General features: G+C 69.8%; 14 protein-coding genes. All 14 read right to left on the reverse strand.

The window, feature by feature from the left end:
• Positions 1-3: 3 nt before the first annotated feature.
• On the reverse strand, positions 4-1,323 hold the full coding sequence (locus AC1Q7O_RS06525) for a putative O-glycosylation ligase, exosortase A system-associated (RefSeq protein ID WP_492660080.1): 1,320 nt from the start codon (positions 1,321-1,323) through the stop codon (positions 4-6).
• Positions 1,316-2,512 carry a glycosyltransferase family 4 protein gene (locus tag AC1Q7O_RS06530; protein ID WP_492660180.1) on the reverse strand — a complete coding sequence of 399 codons (1,197 nt, stop codon included), beginning with the start codon at positions 2,510-2,512 and terminating at the stop codon, positions 1,316-1,318. The genes AC1Q7O_RS06525 and AC1Q7O_RS06530 overlap by 8 nt, the downstream gene beginning before the upstream one ends.
• Positions 2,513-2,523: 11 nt before the next feature.
• The gene (locus AC1Q7O_RS06535; protein ID WP_492660079.1) at positions 2,524-3,690 is read right to left on the reverse strand and encodes a glycosyltransferase family 4 protein; all 1,167 of its coding nucleotides are present in this window, start codon (positions 3,688-3,690) and stop codon (positions 2,524-2,526) included.
• The gene (locus AC1Q7O_RS06540) at positions 3,687-5,606 is read right to left on the reverse strand and encodes an XrtA/PEP-CTERM system amidotransferase (protein ID WP_492660078.1); all 1,920 of its coding nucleotides are present in this window, start codon (positions 5,604-5,606) and stop codon (positions 3,687-3,689) included. The genes AC1Q7O_RS06535 and AC1Q7O_RS06540 overlap by 4 nt, the downstream gene beginning before the upstream one ends.
• Positions 5,607-5,742: 136 nt before the next feature.
• Positions 5,743-6,894, reverse strand: a complete 1,152-nt coding sequence (locus tag AC1Q7O_RS06545) for a TIGR03088 family PEP-CTERM/XrtA system glycosyltransferase (RefSeq protein ID WP_492660077.1) — start codon at positions 6,892-6,894, stop codon at positions 5,743-5,745.
• Positions 6,891-8,798, reverse strand: coding sequence for an acyltransferase family protein (locus AC1Q7O_RS06550; protein WP_492660076.1), 1,908 nt, complete (start codon positions 8,796-8,798; stop codon positions 6,891-6,893). Before AC1Q7O_RS06550 ends, AC1Q7O_RS06545 begins: the two co-directional genes overlap by 4 nt.
• Before the next feature lie 11 nt (positions 8,799-8,809).
• Complete coding sequence (locus tag AC1Q7O_RS06555; protein ID WP_492660075.1) at positions 8,810-10,384, reverse strand: glycosyltransferase family protein; 1,575 nt, start codon at positions 10,382-10,384, stop codon at positions 8,810-8,812.
• Entirely contained in the window at positions 10,381-11,319 is a 939-nt protein-coding gene (locus AC1Q7O_RS06560) for a glycosyltransferase family 2 protein (protein WP_492660074.1), read from the reverse strand. Before AC1Q7O_RS06560 ends, AC1Q7O_RS06555 begins: the two co-directional genes overlap by 4 nt.
• Positions 11,320-11,321: 2 nt before the next feature.
• Complete coding sequence (locus tag AC1Q7O_RS06565; protein ID WP_492660073.1) at positions 11,322-11,747, reverse strand: GtrA family protein; 426 nt, start codon at positions 11,745-11,747, stop codon at positions 11,322-11,324.
• A 5-nt stretch (positions 11,748-11,752) separates the two neighbouring features.
• Positions 11,753-12,598 carry a glycosyltransferase family 2 protein gene (locus tag AC1Q7O_RS06570; RefSeq protein WP_492660072.1) on the reverse strand — a complete coding sequence of 282 codons (846 nt, stop codon included), beginning with the start codon at positions 12,596-12,598 and terminating at the stop codon, positions 11,753-11,755.
• The gene (locus AC1Q7O_RS06575) at positions 12,598-13,878 is read right to left on the reverse strand and encodes a nucleotide sugar dehydrogenase (RefSeq protein ID WP_492660071.1); all 1,281 of its coding nucleotides are present in this window, start codon (positions 13,876-13,878) and stop codon (positions 12,598-12,600) included. Before AC1Q7O_RS06575 ends, AC1Q7O_RS06570 begins: the two co-directional genes overlap by 1 nt.
• Before the next feature lie 46 nt (positions 13,879-13,924).
• Positions 13,925-15,496 (reverse strand): exosortase A, encoded by a 1,572-nt coding sequence (xrtA, locus tag AC1Q7O_RS06580; protein ID WP_492660070.1) that lies wholly within the window; start codon positions 15,494-15,496, stop codon positions 13,925-13,927.
• Positions 15,490-16,686: a TIGR03087 family PEP-CTERM/XrtA system glycosyltransferase gene (locus AC1Q7O_RS06585; protein ID WP_492660069.1), complete on the reverse strand. Its 1,197-nt coding sequence runs from the start codon at positions 16,684-16,686 to the stop codon at positions 15,490-15,492. Before AC1Q7O_RS06585 ends, xrtA begins: the two co-directional genes overlap by 7 nt.
• Positions 16,687-16,775: 89 nt before the next feature.
• Positions 16,776-17,825, reverse strand: a complete 1,050-nt coding sequence (locus AC1Q7O_RS06590; RefSeq protein WP_492660068.1) for a FemAB family XrtA/PEP-CTERM system-associated protein — start codon at positions 17,823-17,825, stop codon at positions 16,776-16,778.
• Positions 17,826-17,921 lie beyond the last annotated feature (96 nt).

The following is a 17,921-nucleotide window of genomic DNA, read 5'->3' on the forward strand; positions in this document are numbered from 1 at the left end:
GCTTCATGACAGCACCGGGGGCGGCTTCCTCTTCGCGAAGCGTTTCTTCAGGGAGTCGGGCCAGTAGATCAGGGGCTCGTCCTTCTCGCGCAGCCATTCCTTGCGATCCAGCCAGCGCTTGCCGATGACGGCCAGGATCATCAGGTTGTAAGGCAGATCCCAATAGCTCAGGCTCAGGAAGGCGCCGCCCACCGCATAGCCCGCCAGGCTCACCTGCAGCATGCTGCCGAGGTCGGACAGCCACTGCGTCTGGGGCTGGGCCTGCCCCTTGACGCGCAGCGTGCCAGCGGTGAACCAGACCATGGTGAACAGGGTCAGGAACAGGATGAGCCCGATGATGCCCTGCTCTCCCAGCACCATGAAATAGATGCTGTGCGCGGCGTGCGGGTCGGTGGGGTCGGGGGCGTAGATCTCGAAGATACGGCCCGTCCAGATGTAGAAGCCGCCACCGAAGAAGTTGGACTTGGCCAGGTTCCAGGCCATCCACCAGGCATTGATGCGGCCCAGCGCCGACTGGTCCTGGTCGTAGCTCTTGATGGTGTTCATGCGCTCCCACCACTCGGCCGGCATCATCGACAACAGGGCCGCGCCCACCACCACCATGATGATCGCGCTGCCCACCTTGTTCTTGCCGCGCCACCACAACACCAGCGCCATGGCGCCGATGCCCAGCAGCGCCCCCCGGGAGTGGCTACCCAGTGCCGACATGGCCATCAGCACCATGCAGACCATCATCGTCGTCTTGGCCCACTTGGCCTGCATCTGCAGCTGCAGGAAACGCATCAGCGGAATGACGATGACGACCGCCAGCGCGATCTCGTTGTTGCCTTCGATGTAGGTGTTCTCCGGCCCCCAGACCTTGTAGCTGCCGCCCGTGGCCACGGTGAAGGCACCACCCTTGACGCCGAAGAAGCCGATGGAGATGACGAGCACCCAGACCAGCAGCATGGTGTGCCGCTTGCTGTGCAGCAGCACGATGGCCACGAGGAGCATCAGGTCGATCTTCATGACCCGCTTCCAGAGCTCGAACGACTCGTCAAAGATCATCGAGAACGGCAGCGTGATGCACATCCAGATCATGAACAGCAGCAGCGTGGTGTTCTCCCGGGTCATCGAGTAGTCGCGCCGGTCCTTCGTGATGAACAGGCCCAGCAGCGTGGCGCCGCCGATGGCCGCCGCGAACGGCATGGTCCGCAGGCTCCAGGACAGCTGGTGCGGGTTCATGATGCTCAGCCAGGTCCAGCACAGGATGCCCACCCACGGGCGCTTGAACGCCTGCAGGAAGCACCAGCCGATGACGACGAGCAAGGCAAGGTCACGCATGGCTGCCAGCCTCCCGGATCGCGCTGAACAGATGGAGCTGGCCATCGGTGGTGGCCTGCCAGCTGAAGCCCTCGGCGTAGCGACGCGTGGCGGCGCGGTCCACGCCGGCCGCCAGCAACGCCTCGATGCCGGCCGCGAAGCCGGCCCCGGTGCGCTCGGCGACGAGCCGGCCCGCCTCGGGCCGGGCCACCACTTCGGGCGTGCCCCAGATGTCGGTGGCCACCACCGGCGTGCCGCAGGCCATGGACTCCAGCAGCACGTTGGCCCAGCCCTCGCGGCTGGAACAAAGCAGCAGCACATCGGCGGCGCTGTACCACTTCAGCAGCTCGGTGTTGGGCAGCGCGCCCGTCAGGCGCACCTTGTCGGCCACACCCAGCCGTGTGGCCAGCGCGGTCAGCGCCGCGCGCTCCTGGCCTTCGCCGATGATGACCAGGCGGGCACCGGGCCGTTGCCGCGCGAGCAGTGCCAGCGCCTCGATGGCGATGTGGTGCCCCTTGCGCTCGATCAGATGCCCGACCGACAGCAGCAGCGGGTCACCCTCCACGCCCAGCTCGGCCCGCATGGCCAGTGGCGGCAGCGGGCGGAAACGCTCCAGGTCCACCCCGTTGCGCAGCGTGTGCAGCCGGGCCGGGTCATGGCCCCACCCGCGCAGCACGTCCATCAACGCCGCACAGACGCCGATGGAGCCGGACGCGCGCCGCGCGGCCCACTCGATCATGCGCCGCGGCAGCGCGTGCTGCGGGATCAGGTTCAGGTCGGTGCCGCGGGCAGTGATGGTCAGCGGCTTGCCGAACCAGCGGGCCAGCAGTGCGGCCGCCACGCCATCCGGGTAGTAGTAGTGCGCGTCGATGAGGTCGAAATCGAAACCCTCGTCAAGGACGCGCTGCACCGCGGCACGCGCGCCCAGCGCCAGCGTCAGCGGCGCCGAGGTCATGCCCACCTTCGGCGCCAGCAGGTAGCGCGGATGCAGCACATCCAGACCGTTGCGCTGCTCACGCGCCGGCGTGGCCGCGAACTTGGCGTAGTCGCCCCAGCGCGGGTCGGTGGACGGGAACCACGGCACCGGTGCGACGACGCGGGCCTCGACGCGGCCGCTCTTGAGCAGCTCGCGCAGCCGCGTCTCGACGAAGATGCCGTGGGTGGGCCGCACGCTGCTGGGGAACAGCGTCGAGAACGTCAGGATGCGCAGCGGCCGACTGCTCAAGGCCGGGCTCCCGCGCGCGCCGCCAGGCCCACCGCCTTGCGGGCGTTGCCCGCCCAGGTGAGCTGCATGCGCTCGATCGTGTCGCGCGCCCCCGTGCCGAGGCGCTCACGCAGCGCCGGCTCGTGCGCGAGGCGCGCCAGCGACCGCTCCAGCCCGGCGGCATCCCCCGGTTCGAACAGCAGCGCGTTGACGTCGTCGCTCAGCACCTCGGCGATGTTGGGCTGGTTGGGGGCCACGATGGCCTTGCCCAGCGCCAGATACTCGATGAGCTTGAGCGGCGACGCGTAGGCGACGACGGCGGGCTGAAGCGCCACGTCGAACGCGGCCACCAGGCCCGGCACGCGGTCACGGTGGACGACGCCGGTGAAGCGCACGCGTTCGCCCAGTTGCAGGTCGGCCGCCAGCTGCTCCAGCTCGGCGCGGACCGGGCCGTCGCCGACGATGAGCAGCCGCGCGGCGGACGGCGCGGCCGGGCTGGCCATCCAGCGGATGACGCGGTCCATGCCGTGCCAGTCGCGCACGAAGCCGGTGAAGCCCAGCACCAGCGCGTCCGGCCAGCCCAGCGCAGCCTTGGCGTCGGCCCGGGTCGGCGCCGCGGCGAAGTGGGCCTCGTTGATGCCGTTGGGCACGACGACGATGCGCGCCTCGGGCACGCCGACGGCACGCACATGGTCCGCCAGCACGTCGGTCACGGGCAGCACGAAGTCGGCCGCCCGCCAGGCCCGGGCCTCGGCCCAGCGCGCCAGCCACGGCAGGCCCAGGCCACCGAACTTGCCACGCTCCTCGGCCAGCGGTGCATTCACCTCCAGCAGCAGCGGCAGCCCGGTGCGGCGCTTCAGCATGGCGCCAGCCAGCAGGAACAGGTTGTAGCGTTCGTAGATGACGTCCGGCTTGAACTCGCGGGCCGCGGCCGCCAGGCGGCGGTACGCCACCAGCGTGTAGGCCAGCTCCAGCAGCTCGTAGACCGCCTTGGGAAGCCGGGCGCGCAGGCGTGCGACCCAGCCGACCTCGGCGCCCATCTGGCCGCTCGGCGCGTCGTCGGCGCCACCCGGGGCGACGACGCGGACCTCGTGGCCCTGCTCGCGCAGCGCCGTGATCATCTCTTCGATGTGGACCGCCTGGCCGTCCTTGGACGCGGTGCGGTGGTGGTACAGGACTCTCATGCGGCCGCGCTCGCGCGGGCCTGACCCAGACCGGCGTTGCGCAAGAAGGCGTCGAACATCAACAGCACCCACAGCGGCTGGGCGTGGTCCAGCTGGCCGCGCTCGTGCTGGTCCAGCAGGCGCGTGACAACGCCGGGGTTGAACCAGCCGGTCTGCGCGAGCGCGCCGTTCTGCAGCGCATCGCGGGCCTGCTGGCGCAGCGGGCCGCGCAGCCAGCGCGCCAGCGGCACCGAGAAGCCCATCTTGGGCCGGTACAGCACGTCATGCGGCAGCATGGGCTCCAGCGCCTTCTTGAAGATGTACTTGCCCTCCTGGCCGCGCAGCTTCAGCGCGGACGGCAGCGTGGCGATCCACTCGACCAGCTTGTGGTCCATCAGCGGCTCACGCACCTCCAGGCTGTGAGCCATGCTGGCGCGGTCCACCTTGGTGTTGATGTCGCCGGGCAGGTAGGTGTGGATGTCCAGGTACTGGATCAGCGCGAGCGGATCGTCCGTCTCGGCGCGGCGGGCGTGGTGATGGAACACCTCGCTGGCATGCCAGCCCTGCAGGTCGCGCTTGAAGCTGTCGCTGAAGAGCTCGCTGCGCATGGGGTCGCGCACCAGGCCCATGGTGTTGAAGTAGGCGTCGACCGAGTTGCGGGCGATGGCCTGGAAGGTCGTCTTGGCGCGGAACACGCGCGGCGCCCAGTCGGCCTTGGGGTAGATCCGGGCCAGCGGCCCGAACACGCCGCGGCGCAGGGCCAGCGGGAAGGCGCTGCGCATGCGCTCTTCCATCATGTGCATCTTGTAGCGGCGGTAGCCGCCCAGGCTCTCGTCGCCACCATCGCCGCTCAGCGCCACGGTCACGTGCTTGCGGGCCAGCTCGCAGACGCGGTAGGTCGGGATGGCGGACGAGTCGGCAAACGGTTCGTCGTAGAGGTGCGCCAGCAGATCGACGAGGCCGAAGTCGTCGCTGCTGACGGTCTCGATGCGATGGTTGGTGCGGTAGCGGTCCGCCACCATCTGCGCGAACTCGGTCTCGTTGAACTTGGGGTCGTCGAAGCCGATGGAGCAGGTGTTGACGGGCTGGTCGTCCAGCTGCGCCATGGCGGCGACGACGGCGCTGGAATCGACCCCGCCGGACAGGAAGGCGCCCAGCGGCACCTCGGCCTTCAGGCGCAGCTTGACCGACTCGGTGAGGCGGCGGCGCAACTCCTCCGCGGCCTCCTCCTCGCCGATCTTGGCGTCCAGCGAGAACTTGACGTCCCAGTAGCGCTGCGGTTCGCCCAGCGGCTGGCCGCGCTTGACGAGCAGGCGATGCCCCGGCGCCAGCTTCTGGGCATGGCGGTAGATGGTCCACGGGTCGGGCACATAGCCCAGTGCGAAATAGGCCTCGACGGCGCGCGGGTCGATCTCCTGGCGCAGGCCGCCGTGGGCCATCAGGCTCTTCAGCTCGGAGCCGAACAGCAGCCAGCCGTCCTCCGTCATCGCGTAGTGCAGCGGCTTCACGCCCAGGCGGTCGCGCGCCATGAACAGGCAGTCGCGGCGGCGGTCGTGGATCATGAACGCGAACATGCCGCGCAGGTGGTGGACGCAGTCCTCGCCCCAGTGCTCCCACGCGCGCACGATGGCCTCGGAGTCGCTCTTGGTGCGGAACACGTAGCCGTGGCCGCGCAGCTCGTCCATCAGCTCGAGGTAGTTGTAGACCTCGCCGTTGAAAACCAGCGCCACGGTCCTGTCGTCATTGAAGATGGGCTGCTGGCCGGTCGCAATGTCGATGACCGACAGGCGCCGGTGACCGAAGCCGACACCGGGCTCGATGTGCAGGTCGCCCTCATCCGGGCCGCGGTGGTACTGGGACTCGTTCATCCGGTGCAGCCGCTCGCGCTCGGGCAGACGCTGGCCGCGGGTGTCGAAGAGTCCGGTGATGCCGCACATGGGTTGGGACCTGGTTCAGCCAAAACGATGAGTAAGGTCACGCCGCCCCTGGGGGCTGCGCGGAAGATGCGGATTCTTACCGAGCTTGGTGACGCCGCCCGGCGGTGACGCTTGCGCCCGTGACGTCGGGCACGCCCTATCCCCCTGTCCGGGGGAGGTGGCGGGCGTAGAGCGAGGCGTACGCGTCCACCATGCCGCTGAGGCTGAACTGGCTCCGCACGCGCGCCAGCGAGGCCTCGGCCAGGCGCTGCCGCTGCCCGGGCTCGTTGACGAGGCCAGCCAGCGCCGCCGCCAGCGCCGGCGCATCCTGCGGCGGTACCAGCAGGCCATTCACGCCCGGCTCGACCAGCTCCGGGTTGCCGCCCACGTCCGTTGCCACCGGCGCACAGCCGCAGGCCATGGCCTCCAGCAGGGTGTTGCTGATGCCCTCGGCCTGCGAGGGCAACGCAAAGATGTCGAAATGCGGCAGCAACTGCGCCACGTCGCTGCGGTCGCCGGGCAGCCACGCCTGCGCCGCCGCGCCGGCCTGGGCCAGGCGCTCCCGTGCCGCCTCCAGCAGCGGGCCGCCGCCCAGCATGACCAGGCGCAGACGGGGCCAGTCGGCCGGGCACAGCGCGCGCAGCTGCAGGAAGGCCTCGACGAGGTTCAGCGGGTCCTTCACCGCCTGCATGCGACCCACCGCGCCGATGACGATCTGCTCGCCGCGGCGGTACGGCCAGGCGTCGGGCACGGTGGTGGGCGGCGCGAAGCGCTGCGTGTCCACGCCGTTGCAGATGCGCTGCACGCGCGCGGGCGCCAGACGCACCGGCCCGGTCAGGTAGCTTTCGATGGCCCGCGACAGCGCCACGAAGCGATGCGCGGCAACGCCATAGAGGCGGCGCAGCCGCTGTTTGGCAGGGTTGACACCGCCCAGGTCATCCACCTCCCAGCCATGCTCGCTGTGCACGCGCAGCGGCACGCCGGCCGCCCAGGCGGGCAGCAGGAACTCCATCGCACCGAGGTTGCGCGTGTGCACGACGGCGGGCCGCAACTCGCGCAGCATGCGGAACACGCGCGGGTACAGCCACAGGCCCTGCCCTGGCGGCTTGTTCAACGCGATGAACTGCGTGCCGGGCGCCGTCACGCGCTCCTTGAACGCGGTGATCTCGGTGACCGCCACCACCGTGTGGCGGAAGGCCGGCAGGTGGTTGATGAGATTGACGACACCGTTCTCCAGCCCGCCGGTGTCGAAGCGGTGCAGCAGGTGCACGATCAGTGGCCGGCGGTCGATGGAGGCTGGGGCGGTCATGGCAGAAGGCGTGCAGCCCACGGGCCCGCGAGGTGCCGTGCCCCCCGCAGGCTGAGGTGGTGCTTGTCGAAGTAATAGGCGCCGTCGGCGTCCGCCACCGCGCAGCGCCCGGAGGCGCACAGCGCCGCGGACACCTCCAGCAGCTCGACACCGGGGCGGCTCGCCAGCCGGTGCAGCAGGCGCAGTTCATCGGCATGACTCGCCTGGTAGTCGGCCAGCGGCTGGCCCTGGTCATCGACCGAGCCGCCGCGGCGCACGCGCTCGGACAGTGCCGCGGGCAGCGGGAAGTCGTAGTCCGGCACCGGCGTGACCAGCCAGACACGCTTGCCCGCCGCGCGCAGTTCGTCCACCGCACGGGCGTAGCCGGCGTCAAAGGCCTCGGGCTGGCGTGCATCGCGGCCGGCGGGGAAGAACGCGACGAGCACGACCCCGTCAAGCCCCGCATCCGCCTTCAAGGCCGCCAGCGTGGACTCGTTGATGCGCTGACAGGGCTGGCGCCATGGCACGGCCAGGCCGGGTGCCGGCGGGCAGGAAGACGTCGTCAGCTGCCGCACCCGGCCGCCGCGCGGTGCCAGCGCCTCGCCCAATGCGACGGCGATCTCGGCACCGTGGCTGTCCCCCCACACCGCGAACTCGCGCACCGGCCGCCCTGCTGCGGGCAGCCCCCACAGGCAGGCGTCGGCATACGCGATCTCCCGGTTGCCGGACGCGTGGCAGCTGCTGCGCCGCGGGTTGACATCCGCCACGGCGCCGGCGAGTTGCAGGACACGCGCCGGCTCGGCACGCCAGCCGGCCTGCAGCGCCAGGCCCGTCGCCAGCCCCACGGCGATGGCCGCCACGCCCAGCACCAGCACCGGCCGCGTGGCCAGGCGCGTCTGCCGGCACGGCGTCTCCACCCAGCGCAGCGAGGCTGCCGCGGCCAGGATCGCCGCTGCCACTGCGACACCGGTTTCCCAGGCCGTGGGCTCGCGCAGCACCAGGTAGCGCAGGAACACCAACGCGATCCAGTGCCACAGGTACAGCGAGAAAGAGATGCGCCCGATCCAGCGCAGCGGTGCCAGGCTCAGCACCCGCCAGGCGAGACCGCGCCCCTCGGCGCCGGTGACGATCAGCACCGCCGTCGCCAGGCACGGCCACAGCGCCAGCACGCCGGGCAGCGGCGATGCCGGCGTCAGCACCACGAAACCGGCGGCCAGCGCCAACAGGGCCGCGACGGCCAGGGCCTGGCTCAACGGACGCCCCATACGGGCTGCCACGGCAGCGCCGGACAGCGCGCACAGCGCGCCGACGACGAGCTCGAACGCCCGGCTGGCTGCCAGATAGAACGCCGCGGACGCATCCCGCGTCAGCAGCAGTTGTGACAACAACAGCGAGACCAGCCCCAGCCCCGCCACCGCTGCTGCCGGCGGCACGCGCGACTGGCGTTTCAGCAGCCACAGCATGGGCGGGAACAGCAGGTAGAACTGCTCCTCGACCGACAACGACCAGGTGTGCAGCAGCGGCTTGAGGTCGGCATCCCCGCCGAAGTAGTCAGACGTGCGCAGGAACTCGTGGTTCGACAGGAACGCGACGGCGGCCACCAGGCTGCGCCCGAAGGCCTTCAGGTCCGGCGCCGGCAGCAGCATCCACGCCAGCGCTGCGGCAGCCAGCAGCGCGACGAACAGCGCCGGGAAGATGCGCTTGATGCGTGCCGCGTAGAAGCCGGCCAGCGAATACGTGCCGGCGTCCATGCGCTGCGCCAGCAACTTCGTGATCAGGTAGCCGGAGATCACGAAGAACACGTCCACGCCCAGGAAGCCGCCCGGCAAGCAGTGGGGAAACGCGTGGAACACCACCACCGGCACGATCGCCCATGCGCGCAGGCCCTCGATGTCGGGCCGGAAGTCGGTACCGTGCGCTGCCATGCCGCCGCGGTTCAACGATGGCAGATGAACAGCGACGACGCGTACGAGCTGTCCTCGTCCAGCCGGCCGCCCGGCGTGCAGTGCGCGGCGATGTAGTCGCGCAGCACGGGGATGTCGGTTGCCTCCTGGCTGCCGGCGCGGCGCGCGTCGCGATCGATGGTCACGATGACACGCGGCGGCGTGCGGGCGAAGTCGTCCAGCAGGCGGCGCTCGTTGCGCGCGCGCAGTTGGGCCAGCGTGTCTCCCTTCCAGCTGCCTGCCGGCGGCGGCTTGAAGGCCCAGGTCTGCGGCGCATCGGGCAGCGCGAGGGGGTACATCACCGTACTGGCGGGCGTCCAGCCGTTGTCGACGTACAGCTTGGGCCACATGCCCACCACGTAGGCAAAGCCGCCCTGGGCCTCGGCAACCTTGGGCGCCTGCAGGTTCTTGCGGTCACGCAGCGGATTGCCCTGCGGCCCGCCCCAGGCGCACAGCACGGCCAGCAGGCTGAGCGCGAACAGCAGCGCCGCGACCGGGGCGCGCCATTCGCGGTGGGCCAGGCCCTGCGCGAGCCAGGGCCCTGCCAGCACGGCAGCCAGCAGCAGGCTGGGCCACAGGTGCGGCCGCAGCAGCACCGGCACCAGCACCAGGAACACCACCGACGTGCCGGCCAGCACGAGCACCAGCCGCACGGCGGGCGCAGCCGCGGCCGGTACCGGCACGGCGCGGCGCGCGAGTGCCATCGCGCCCACGAGGCCCAGCGCAGCGTAGGCGAACAGCGGCTGCGCGTACTCGGCCAGCAACGCCAGCTTCAGCAGCAGGCGCCGCAACGCGCCCTCGTCGGCATTGCTGCCGTAGAGCGCGGGGTAGATGAAGAGGCTGGCGCCGTACTCGGGCAGCGTGCCCTGCACCTGGAACGCGAGCGCAAAGGCGGCCATGGGGGCGAGCACACCGGCGCTGAACAGCAGCGCCAGCCGCAGCAGCCGGCCCCACCCCGCCCAGGAGGTCACCGCGATCCAGCCCGCCATACCCAGCACCAGGAACAGGAAGTTCTGCCGCGTCAGCAGCGCCAGGCCGCACAGGCCGCCGGCCAGCGCCACGCGCCAACCGGCCAGCGCGGCGGTGCCACGCGGCAGCAGCACCAGCGCGGCCCCCAGCATGCAGGCCAACCCGAGGGACTCGGTCCGCAGCGAGAAGAACCACGGGTCCAGCGTGCTGGTCTGCAGCGCCAGCGCCAGCGTGACGGCCGCTGCGACACGGCCGCCGATGCGGTGCGACACCAGCGCGCCCAGCAGACACACCAGGCCCCCCAGCGCGAAGCCGGCGAGCTTGATCGTCGCCAGGCGGTAGGGGTGCGCCGGGTCCATGATCGCCTGATAGACCAGGAAGATCAGCGGCCCCTTGTTGTCGTGGCAGCCGGACACCGGCACCTCGCCCGACGCCAGGCCGCGGGCCGCACAGGTGGCGAAGTACAGCTCGTCCAGCTGCATGGGCAGGTCGCCACGGCCACCGAACTCGACCTTGGCCAGCAGCGCGACGCCCAGCAGCGTCGCCAGCATGACCAGCAGCGCCAGCTGCCAGGCGCGGCGCTCGGGCGCGTCCGTCACAGCGTCTTCTCGATGAAGTAGCGCGGCCGCTGCTTGGTCTCCAGGTAGATCTTGGCAACGTACTCGCCAATGATGCCCATGGAGAGCAGCTGGATGCCGCCCAGGAAGTAGATCGGCACGACGGACGACGCCCAGCCGGGCACCACCGCCTTCATGACCAGCGTGCCGTAGATGACGAACAGGATCATGAGGAACGAGAACACCGACACCAGGAAGCCCAGCAGCGTGATGAGCCGCAGCGGCACGACGCTGAGCGAGGTCACGCCTTCGAGCGCGAAGGTCAGCATCTTTCGCAGCGGGTACTTGGACACGCCGGCGAAGCGCTCGGCGCGGTCGTACTTCACCGTGGCGGCGCGGTAGCCGATCATGGGCACGATGCCGCGCAGGAACATGTTGACCTCGCCGTACTCGCGCAGCGCCTCGACGGCGCGCCGGCCCAGCAGCCGGAAGTCCGCGTGGTTGTGGACCAAGTCCACGCCCATCTTGCGCATCAGCCCGTAGTAGGCCAGCGCCGTGTTGCGCTTGAACACCGTGTCGCTCTCGCGCGAGTCGCGCACGCCGTACACCACCTCGGCGCCGCCGGCGAACTCGACCACCATCTTCTCGATGACGTTCACGTCGTCCTGCAGGTCGGCGTCGATGCTGACGAGCGCGTCGCCCTGCACCGTCAGCAGGCCGGCCATCAACGCCGCCTGGTGGCCGCGATTGCGCGACAGCTTGATGCCGTGCACGCGCGGGTCGGCGGCGGCCAGGGACTCGATCAGCGCCCAGGTGCGGTCGCGGCTGCCGTCGTCCACGTAATGGATAGCGCTGTCGGCCGTGATGCTGCCGGCGGCCTGCATGCGCGTGAGCAGGTCCAGCAGCCGGCGGTTGGTTTCCGGCAGGACCTCTTCCTCGTTGTAGCAAGGGACGACGATGGCCAGACGGGTTGTCATGCTCATTTCCGGGAAAGTTCTTCGGACGGTGCCGGCGCTGCACGGCCGCCGAACACCACGTAGCGCTGCACGAAGAACGAACTGACCGCCATGGGCAGCAGCGCCAGCGCGCCAGCCGTGTAGGCATCCAGGCCCAAACGGATCAGGCCGGCGATCAGTCCGATGTTGATGAAGTACAGGATCACCCAGCACAGCGCGAATCGCGGCAGCAACCGGTTGTCGCGGTTGCCGAACACGAGCCGACCCTGCGTCGCGAAGCTGAACACGATGCCCAGGAGCAGCGACCCCAGGTTGGCCCACGCGTACGGCAGACCGGCCCACAGCAGCGCCGCATAGATGCCGTAGGCGAAGCCCGTGTTCAAGCAACCCACGAGCAGGAAGCGCACGAAGGGCCGTTGCAGCAGCGGTCGCAGGGCGGACACGGCCATGGCGATCAGTGCACGTACAGCCGGTAGAACACCAACCGCGCCAGGTTGTTCAACCCGGGCGTGAACTGACCCAGTGCACGATCCAGCCAGGACGTGGACGCGCGCACCACCGGTTCGACACGGGCGATGAACTGCCGGAACTCGCGGCCCTGGTTGCCGCCGATCTCGACGCTCCACGACTGCGGCCAGACGCGAAAGCTCGCCAACACCGTCTCGCAGTAGTAGGCATCGCCGTGCGCGAGTAGCCGGAACCAGTAGTCCAGGTCGATGACGTAGGGGTTGGTGCCGTCGAACAGGCCGACGCGATCGACCAGCGACTTGCGCATCAGCAACGCGCCCGGCTCGCCGAGCAGGTTGGTGCCGCGGCGCACGCAGCCGGCGATGACGTCGCGGGCCGGGATGACGCCCTCCTGCGCGCCGGGATAGCCACGCCGGGTGAGCACGCGGCCGTCGGGGCCGATGACGTCACGGCCGCTGAACACCAGGGCCAGGCGCTCGCCCGCATCGGCCTCCAGCACGCGCAACTGGCGCTCCAGGCACTCGGGGTGCAGCACGTCGTCGTGAGGCAGCAGCTTGAAGTAGCGGCCACGCGCCTCGGCCAGGCAGCGATTCCAGTTGCCCTGCGGGCCCAGGTTGCGCTCGTTGCGCAGGTAGCGCACGCGCGGATCGTTGAAGCTGGCCACGATGGCGGGCGTGGCGTCGGTGGAGCCGTCGTCGATGACGACCAGCTCGAAGTCGCGCCAGGTCTGCGCCAGCACCGACTGCACGGCCGCCCGCAGCGGCTCGCCGCCGTTGTAGGTCGGGATGCAGACCGAGATCACCGGCGGCGCGGCCTGGGGCGTGGCCGGCATCACAGGCGCCAGAGCCGGAAGCCGGCGCCGAGCAGCGCCTTGCTGTCGAACGCCGCCTTCACGTCGATGAAGGCCCCGCCCTTGACGAGCTTGCGGCCGATGTCGTCGATCGACAGGGCGGCGTACTCGCGGTGCGACACGGCCGCGACGATGGCGTCCGCGCGCGGCAGGTCTTCGAAGGGCATCAGCCGCACGCCGTACTCGTGCATGGCCTCCTCGGCCTCGGCCTGCGCATCGGTCACGAAGACCTCGACGCCGTAGGTCTTCAGCTCGTTGATGATGTCGATGACCTTGGAGTTGCGCAGGTCGCCGCAGTTCTCCTTGAAGGTCAGGCCCAGCACGTTAACACGCGCGCCCTTGATGTAGCTGCCGCTGGCGATCATCTGCTTGATGGTCTGCTCGGCGATGAACTTGCCCATGCCGTCGTTGATGCGCCGGCCGGCCAGGATGACCTGCGGGTGGTAGCCCAGCATGTCGGCCTTGTGCGTCAGGTAGTACGGGTCCACACCGATGCAGTGCCCCCCCACCAGACCCGGCTTGAACTTCAGGAAGTTCCATTTCGTGCCGGCGGCTTCCAGCACCTCCGTGGTGTCGATGCCGAGCTTGTCGAAGATGATGGACAGCTCGTTCATCAGCGCGATGTTGAGGTCGCGCTGCGTGTTCTCGATGACCTTGGCCGCCTCGGCCGCCTTGATGCTGGACGCGCGGTGCACGCCGGGGACGATGATCTTCTCGTAGACCTTCGCGACCTTGTCCAGCGTCTCGGGCGTGTCGCCGGAGACGATCTTCAGGATCTTGGTCAGCGTGTGTTCCTTGTCGCCCGGGTTGATGCGCTCGGGGCTGTAGCCGACGAAGAAGTCCTGCTTCCATTTCATGCCGGACTCCTTCTCCAGCACCGGGATGCAGACCTCTTCCGTGGCGCCGGGGTAGACGGTGCTCTCGTAGACGACGATGGCGCCCTTCTTCATGTGGCGGCCGACGCTGGTGGAGGAGCCGATCAGCGGGCGGAAGTCGGGGATGTGGGCATCGTCCACCGGCGTGGGCACGGCCACGATGATGACGTCGGCCTCGGCCAGCATCTTGGGGTCGTCGGTGTAGACGGCCAGCGTGGCGGCCTGCACTTCCTCGTCGGTCAGTTCGCGGCTGGGGTCGGTGCCACGCTGGCAGGCCTCGACCTTGTGCTTGGCGATGTCGAAGCCGATGGTGCGGATCTGCTTGCCGAACTCCACCACCAGGGGCAGGCCCACGTAGCCGAGGCCGATGACTGCAAGCGTGTTCATGGGTGATTCTTGTTGCTGGAGTTACGGGAAGTGGGGCGCGTGATTGTCACTGCTTGCGGGCCGAATCGCGGTCTCGCACCCCACGCAAAGCGGTGTCCAGCGCGCCCCAATGCGTGCGGATGAAATCCTTCAGCCGCGCATCGTCCGGGCCGGCGGCCTCTTTGTCGGCATAGATCATCACCACCGCGGCATCGTCGCCGCGGCCCAGCAGGCTCTGCCAGGCGCCATGGAGCTTGGCCTGCCAGTCGCTGGCCAGCGGCTGGCCGTTGACCCAGTAGATCTGCCACACGCGCAGCCGCGGCGCCTCGTTGCCACCGCCGCTGACACGGCTCAGGGCCTGCCCACGCAACTCGGCGGTGCGCCAGGCGAGCTCGCCGTCCGGCAGCGCCACGCGGCCGGTGCCCGCCGACGTCTGCGCCCAGTCCTTGGCGACCTCGGCATTGACGATCTGGTTGACCGACGTGACGAGCTGCCGGCCGTAGTGCTGGTCACGGTAGTACCCCACGTACATCCCCACGGGCGCGCCACCCGACGCGGGGACGAAGCGGCCATGCACGCTGGCCGCCGGGTTCTCGAAATTGGGCGCCCAGTTGCTGATCGGCTCGGCCTGCCAGGCCCACCCGGACAGTGCCGGCGGCGCGAGTACCGGTTCGCCATGCGCGCCGGCCCGCTGCGTCTGCAGGCGCACCACCGGCGGCACCGCCAGCAGCAGCGCCGCCACCAGCCAGACCGCCACCCAGCGCGCGGGGGGCGCCGGGGTGCGCACAGCGCCGGCCGGCGCCGGCTCGTGCGCAGGATCGGGCTCGGACCACCGCGCGCCGATCATGAACATGGCCAGCATGATGACGCCGAAGAACACCCAGCCGTAGATGAGGTGGTCCACGCCGACGGCGATGGTGTTGCCGGACAGGTGGCCCAGCATGACGATCATGTAGGCGCGCAGCCAGTTGGCCACCAGCGGCGTCACGATGGCCACGCCGACGAAGGCCCAGCGGCGCTGGTACGAGCGGTAGTTCAGGAACGCGAACAGCGTGCCCACCATCACCGAGGCCATCAGGTAGCGGATGCCGCTGCAGGCCTGCACGACGGACCAGTTGCCCGAGGGGATGACGAACTGCAGCCCCTCGCGGAACACCGGGATGCCGCTGGCGCGCACCGCGAGAACCGTGAAGTCGGCCGTGTATTCCATCAGCAGGGGCGTCAGGAAATCGCCGAACGGCACGGCGAAGAACAGGAAGCCCAGCGGGAACATGATGCGGCGCGCGACCTCGGTGCCCAGCAACAGCGGCACCGTCAGCACGAACAGGCCCACCAGCGCGAACTGCGTCGCCGCGTTGGCCGCCGCCACGTCGCCCAGCAGCCACAGCAGGCCCAGCGGCAGCGTCAGCCACAACCAGCGCAGCGACGGCCGCGGCGTGACGACGGCGAGGTCGGCCCGCAGCCGCCACACCAGCCAGGCGGAGATGGGCGGTACGACCCAGGCGTGCGCAAAGGTCTCCGAGCGGTTCCAGATGAACACCATCGCCGCGCCGGTGTCGTAGTACAGCGCCGCGAGCAGCGCCCAGGCCAGCGCCAGCGCCAGCAGCGGCAGCCGCCAGGGCGGCGGGAGCTTCAGCATGCGGCCTCCAGGTGCTGGTCCAGCCGGGACAGATGGGCGTCCCAGCTGTAGGCGCCGACGACGAACTCGCGCGCGGCGCGGCCCGCGGCATCCGCCGCTGCCGGGTCGGCCAGCAACGCGCCGAGACGGGCCACGTAGGCGGGCACATCCTCGGCGGGCTGCAGGCCGGGCTGATCCGCCGCCGTGATGGCGCGCACGCAGCTGCCGGCCGCGACAACCGGCCGCGCCATCGCCATCGCCTCCAGCACCTTGTTCTGGATGCCGCGGGCCAGCCGCAGCGGCGCGACGACCGCGGCGGCATGCTGCAGATAGGGCCGCACGTCAGGCACGGTGCCCGTGACGTTCACCGCGTCGCCGGCCAGCGCCTGCACGGCCAGCGCGGGGCTGCGGCCGACGATGTGAAAGCGCAGCGCCGGGAAGCGCTCGCGCAGCGCCGGCAGCATGTCGCGCACGAACCAGCCGACGGCGTCGACGTTGGGCCAGTAGTCCATCGCGCCGGTGAACACCAGCGGCAGCTCGCCGGCCGCGAACGGGCTGGCGCGCGCGGGGTCGGGCGCGAAGAAGTCGGCATCAACGCCGTTGCCCAGCGCGGCGAGGTCTGACGTCAAGCCGGGGCTGAGCTCGCGGAACAGCGCGACCTCGTGGTCCGTCACGAAGAAGCTGCAGGCGGCCTCGCGGGCGACGCGCTGCTCGAAGCCCAGCAGCTTGGCGAACTCGCGCCGGTACAGCCAGGACATGGGCCAGGCATGCTCGGGCGCGTAGTCGCGCCACTTGGCGGAGTCGACGTCGACAAAGTCCACTAGCGTTTTCACGCCGCTCAGCTTCGCCGTGTACTGCGCCATCGCGCCGCTGAAGACGACCACGGCATCGAAGCCCACGCGCGCCGCCGTTTCATCCACCCAGGCCTGCAGGCCGGCATCGCGGTAGTACGGCAGGCTCAGCGCCTCGCCGGTCAGCAGGCCGCGCAGGCTGAGTAGCTTGGCCGAACGCGGGTTCAGCCGCGCGACATGCAGGCCGGCGCACAGCGCGCGCACGGTGGGCAGGTGCTGCTCGTCGTCGGGATCGTCGACGAAGGTGCCGAGATGCACCTCGTGCCGTGCCGCCAGATGCTTGAGCAGGTGGTACGAGCGCACCTTGTCGCCCTTGTTGGGCGGGTAAGGCAGGCGGTGGACGAGGTAGAGGATCTTCATGTCAGCGCCGCCCGGCCGCCCGAAGGCGCTGATGCGCTCCCTCGGGGGGCAACGAACAAGGTGAGCGTGGGGGCGCCATGCATCCGCCCTCACCCAAGGTTCTTGACGATGAAGGGCCCCAGCCAGTTCGCCAAGCCGATGGGCAGCTTGCGCCACGCCTTGATCATCAGCTGGTACTTGGGGTTGTTTGGGTTGTTCTGCGGAATCGCGTCGCGCTTGAACAGCCGGTATTCGTAGCTCAGCGGCTGCGGCTCGAAGCCCCAGTTCTTCTTGAACGCGTAGGGGCCGGTGCCCTGCTTGCTGCGGCCGTAGTCGAAGACCTTGAGGCCGCGGGCACAGGCGCGGCGCATCAGCTCCCAGTACTTGAAGTCGTTGGCGGCGAGGTCGCGCGCGGCCTCGTCATCACCGGCGTAATACGGCAGGCACTCGTCGCGGAAGTAGAAGGTCAGCACCGTCGACAGCGGCCGGCCGTCCGGGCCGGTCACGGTCAGCACCTCGGCATCGGCGCCGAACTCGTCCAGCAGCGCCTGGAAGTACTTCTTGGGCATCGCCGGCGTGCCGTGGCGGTGCACGTTGTCGGCGTACAGGTCGAAGAACCGGTCGACGTTCGGATCAATGGCCGCCTGCAGCTCGTTCTTGATGCCCTTGCGAACCATCGCGCGCTGCTTGCGCGGGATGGCCAGCATGTTGGCCTCTTCCTCCGCGAGGATCTCCTTGCGGAACGTCACGTAGAGATCCTGCCGCGGCCAGTCGGCATGGCGGACCGGACCCAGGTTGCGGTACTCCAGATGCTCGGCGCCCTGCCCTCGCGCGATCTTCTCGGCTTCGGCCTCCAGCGCCGCCGCCGCCTCGTCGTTCAGCGCGGCGACGCCGCCGTAGACGGCAAACGGCAGGCTGGACACGGAATGGCCGAACAGCCGGCTCTTGACCTCAACCAGCGGCAGCACACCCTCGATGGCGCCATCACGTTCGACATACAGGAAGAAGCCCTGATGGCCGAACACCGATTCGATGACGCGCAGCCAGCCGCTGCGGTGGAAGAAGGTGGCTTGCGGGTGCGCGAAGACGAAGGCGTCCCAGCGCGCAGACAAGGCTTTGTCCTGCGCGGCCAGCCGCGCAATGCGAAGAGCAGCAGTCATGTCAGTGGCTCATGTCGTCAGCACACCGGCTGACTGATACGGGCCGAGCGCTGGGCCGCTCCCGAGCCGGCCCGCCGTGGCGATGTGCATGCGGCT

This window comes from Roseateles sp. GW823-FHT07B05 (assembly GCF_058794515.1).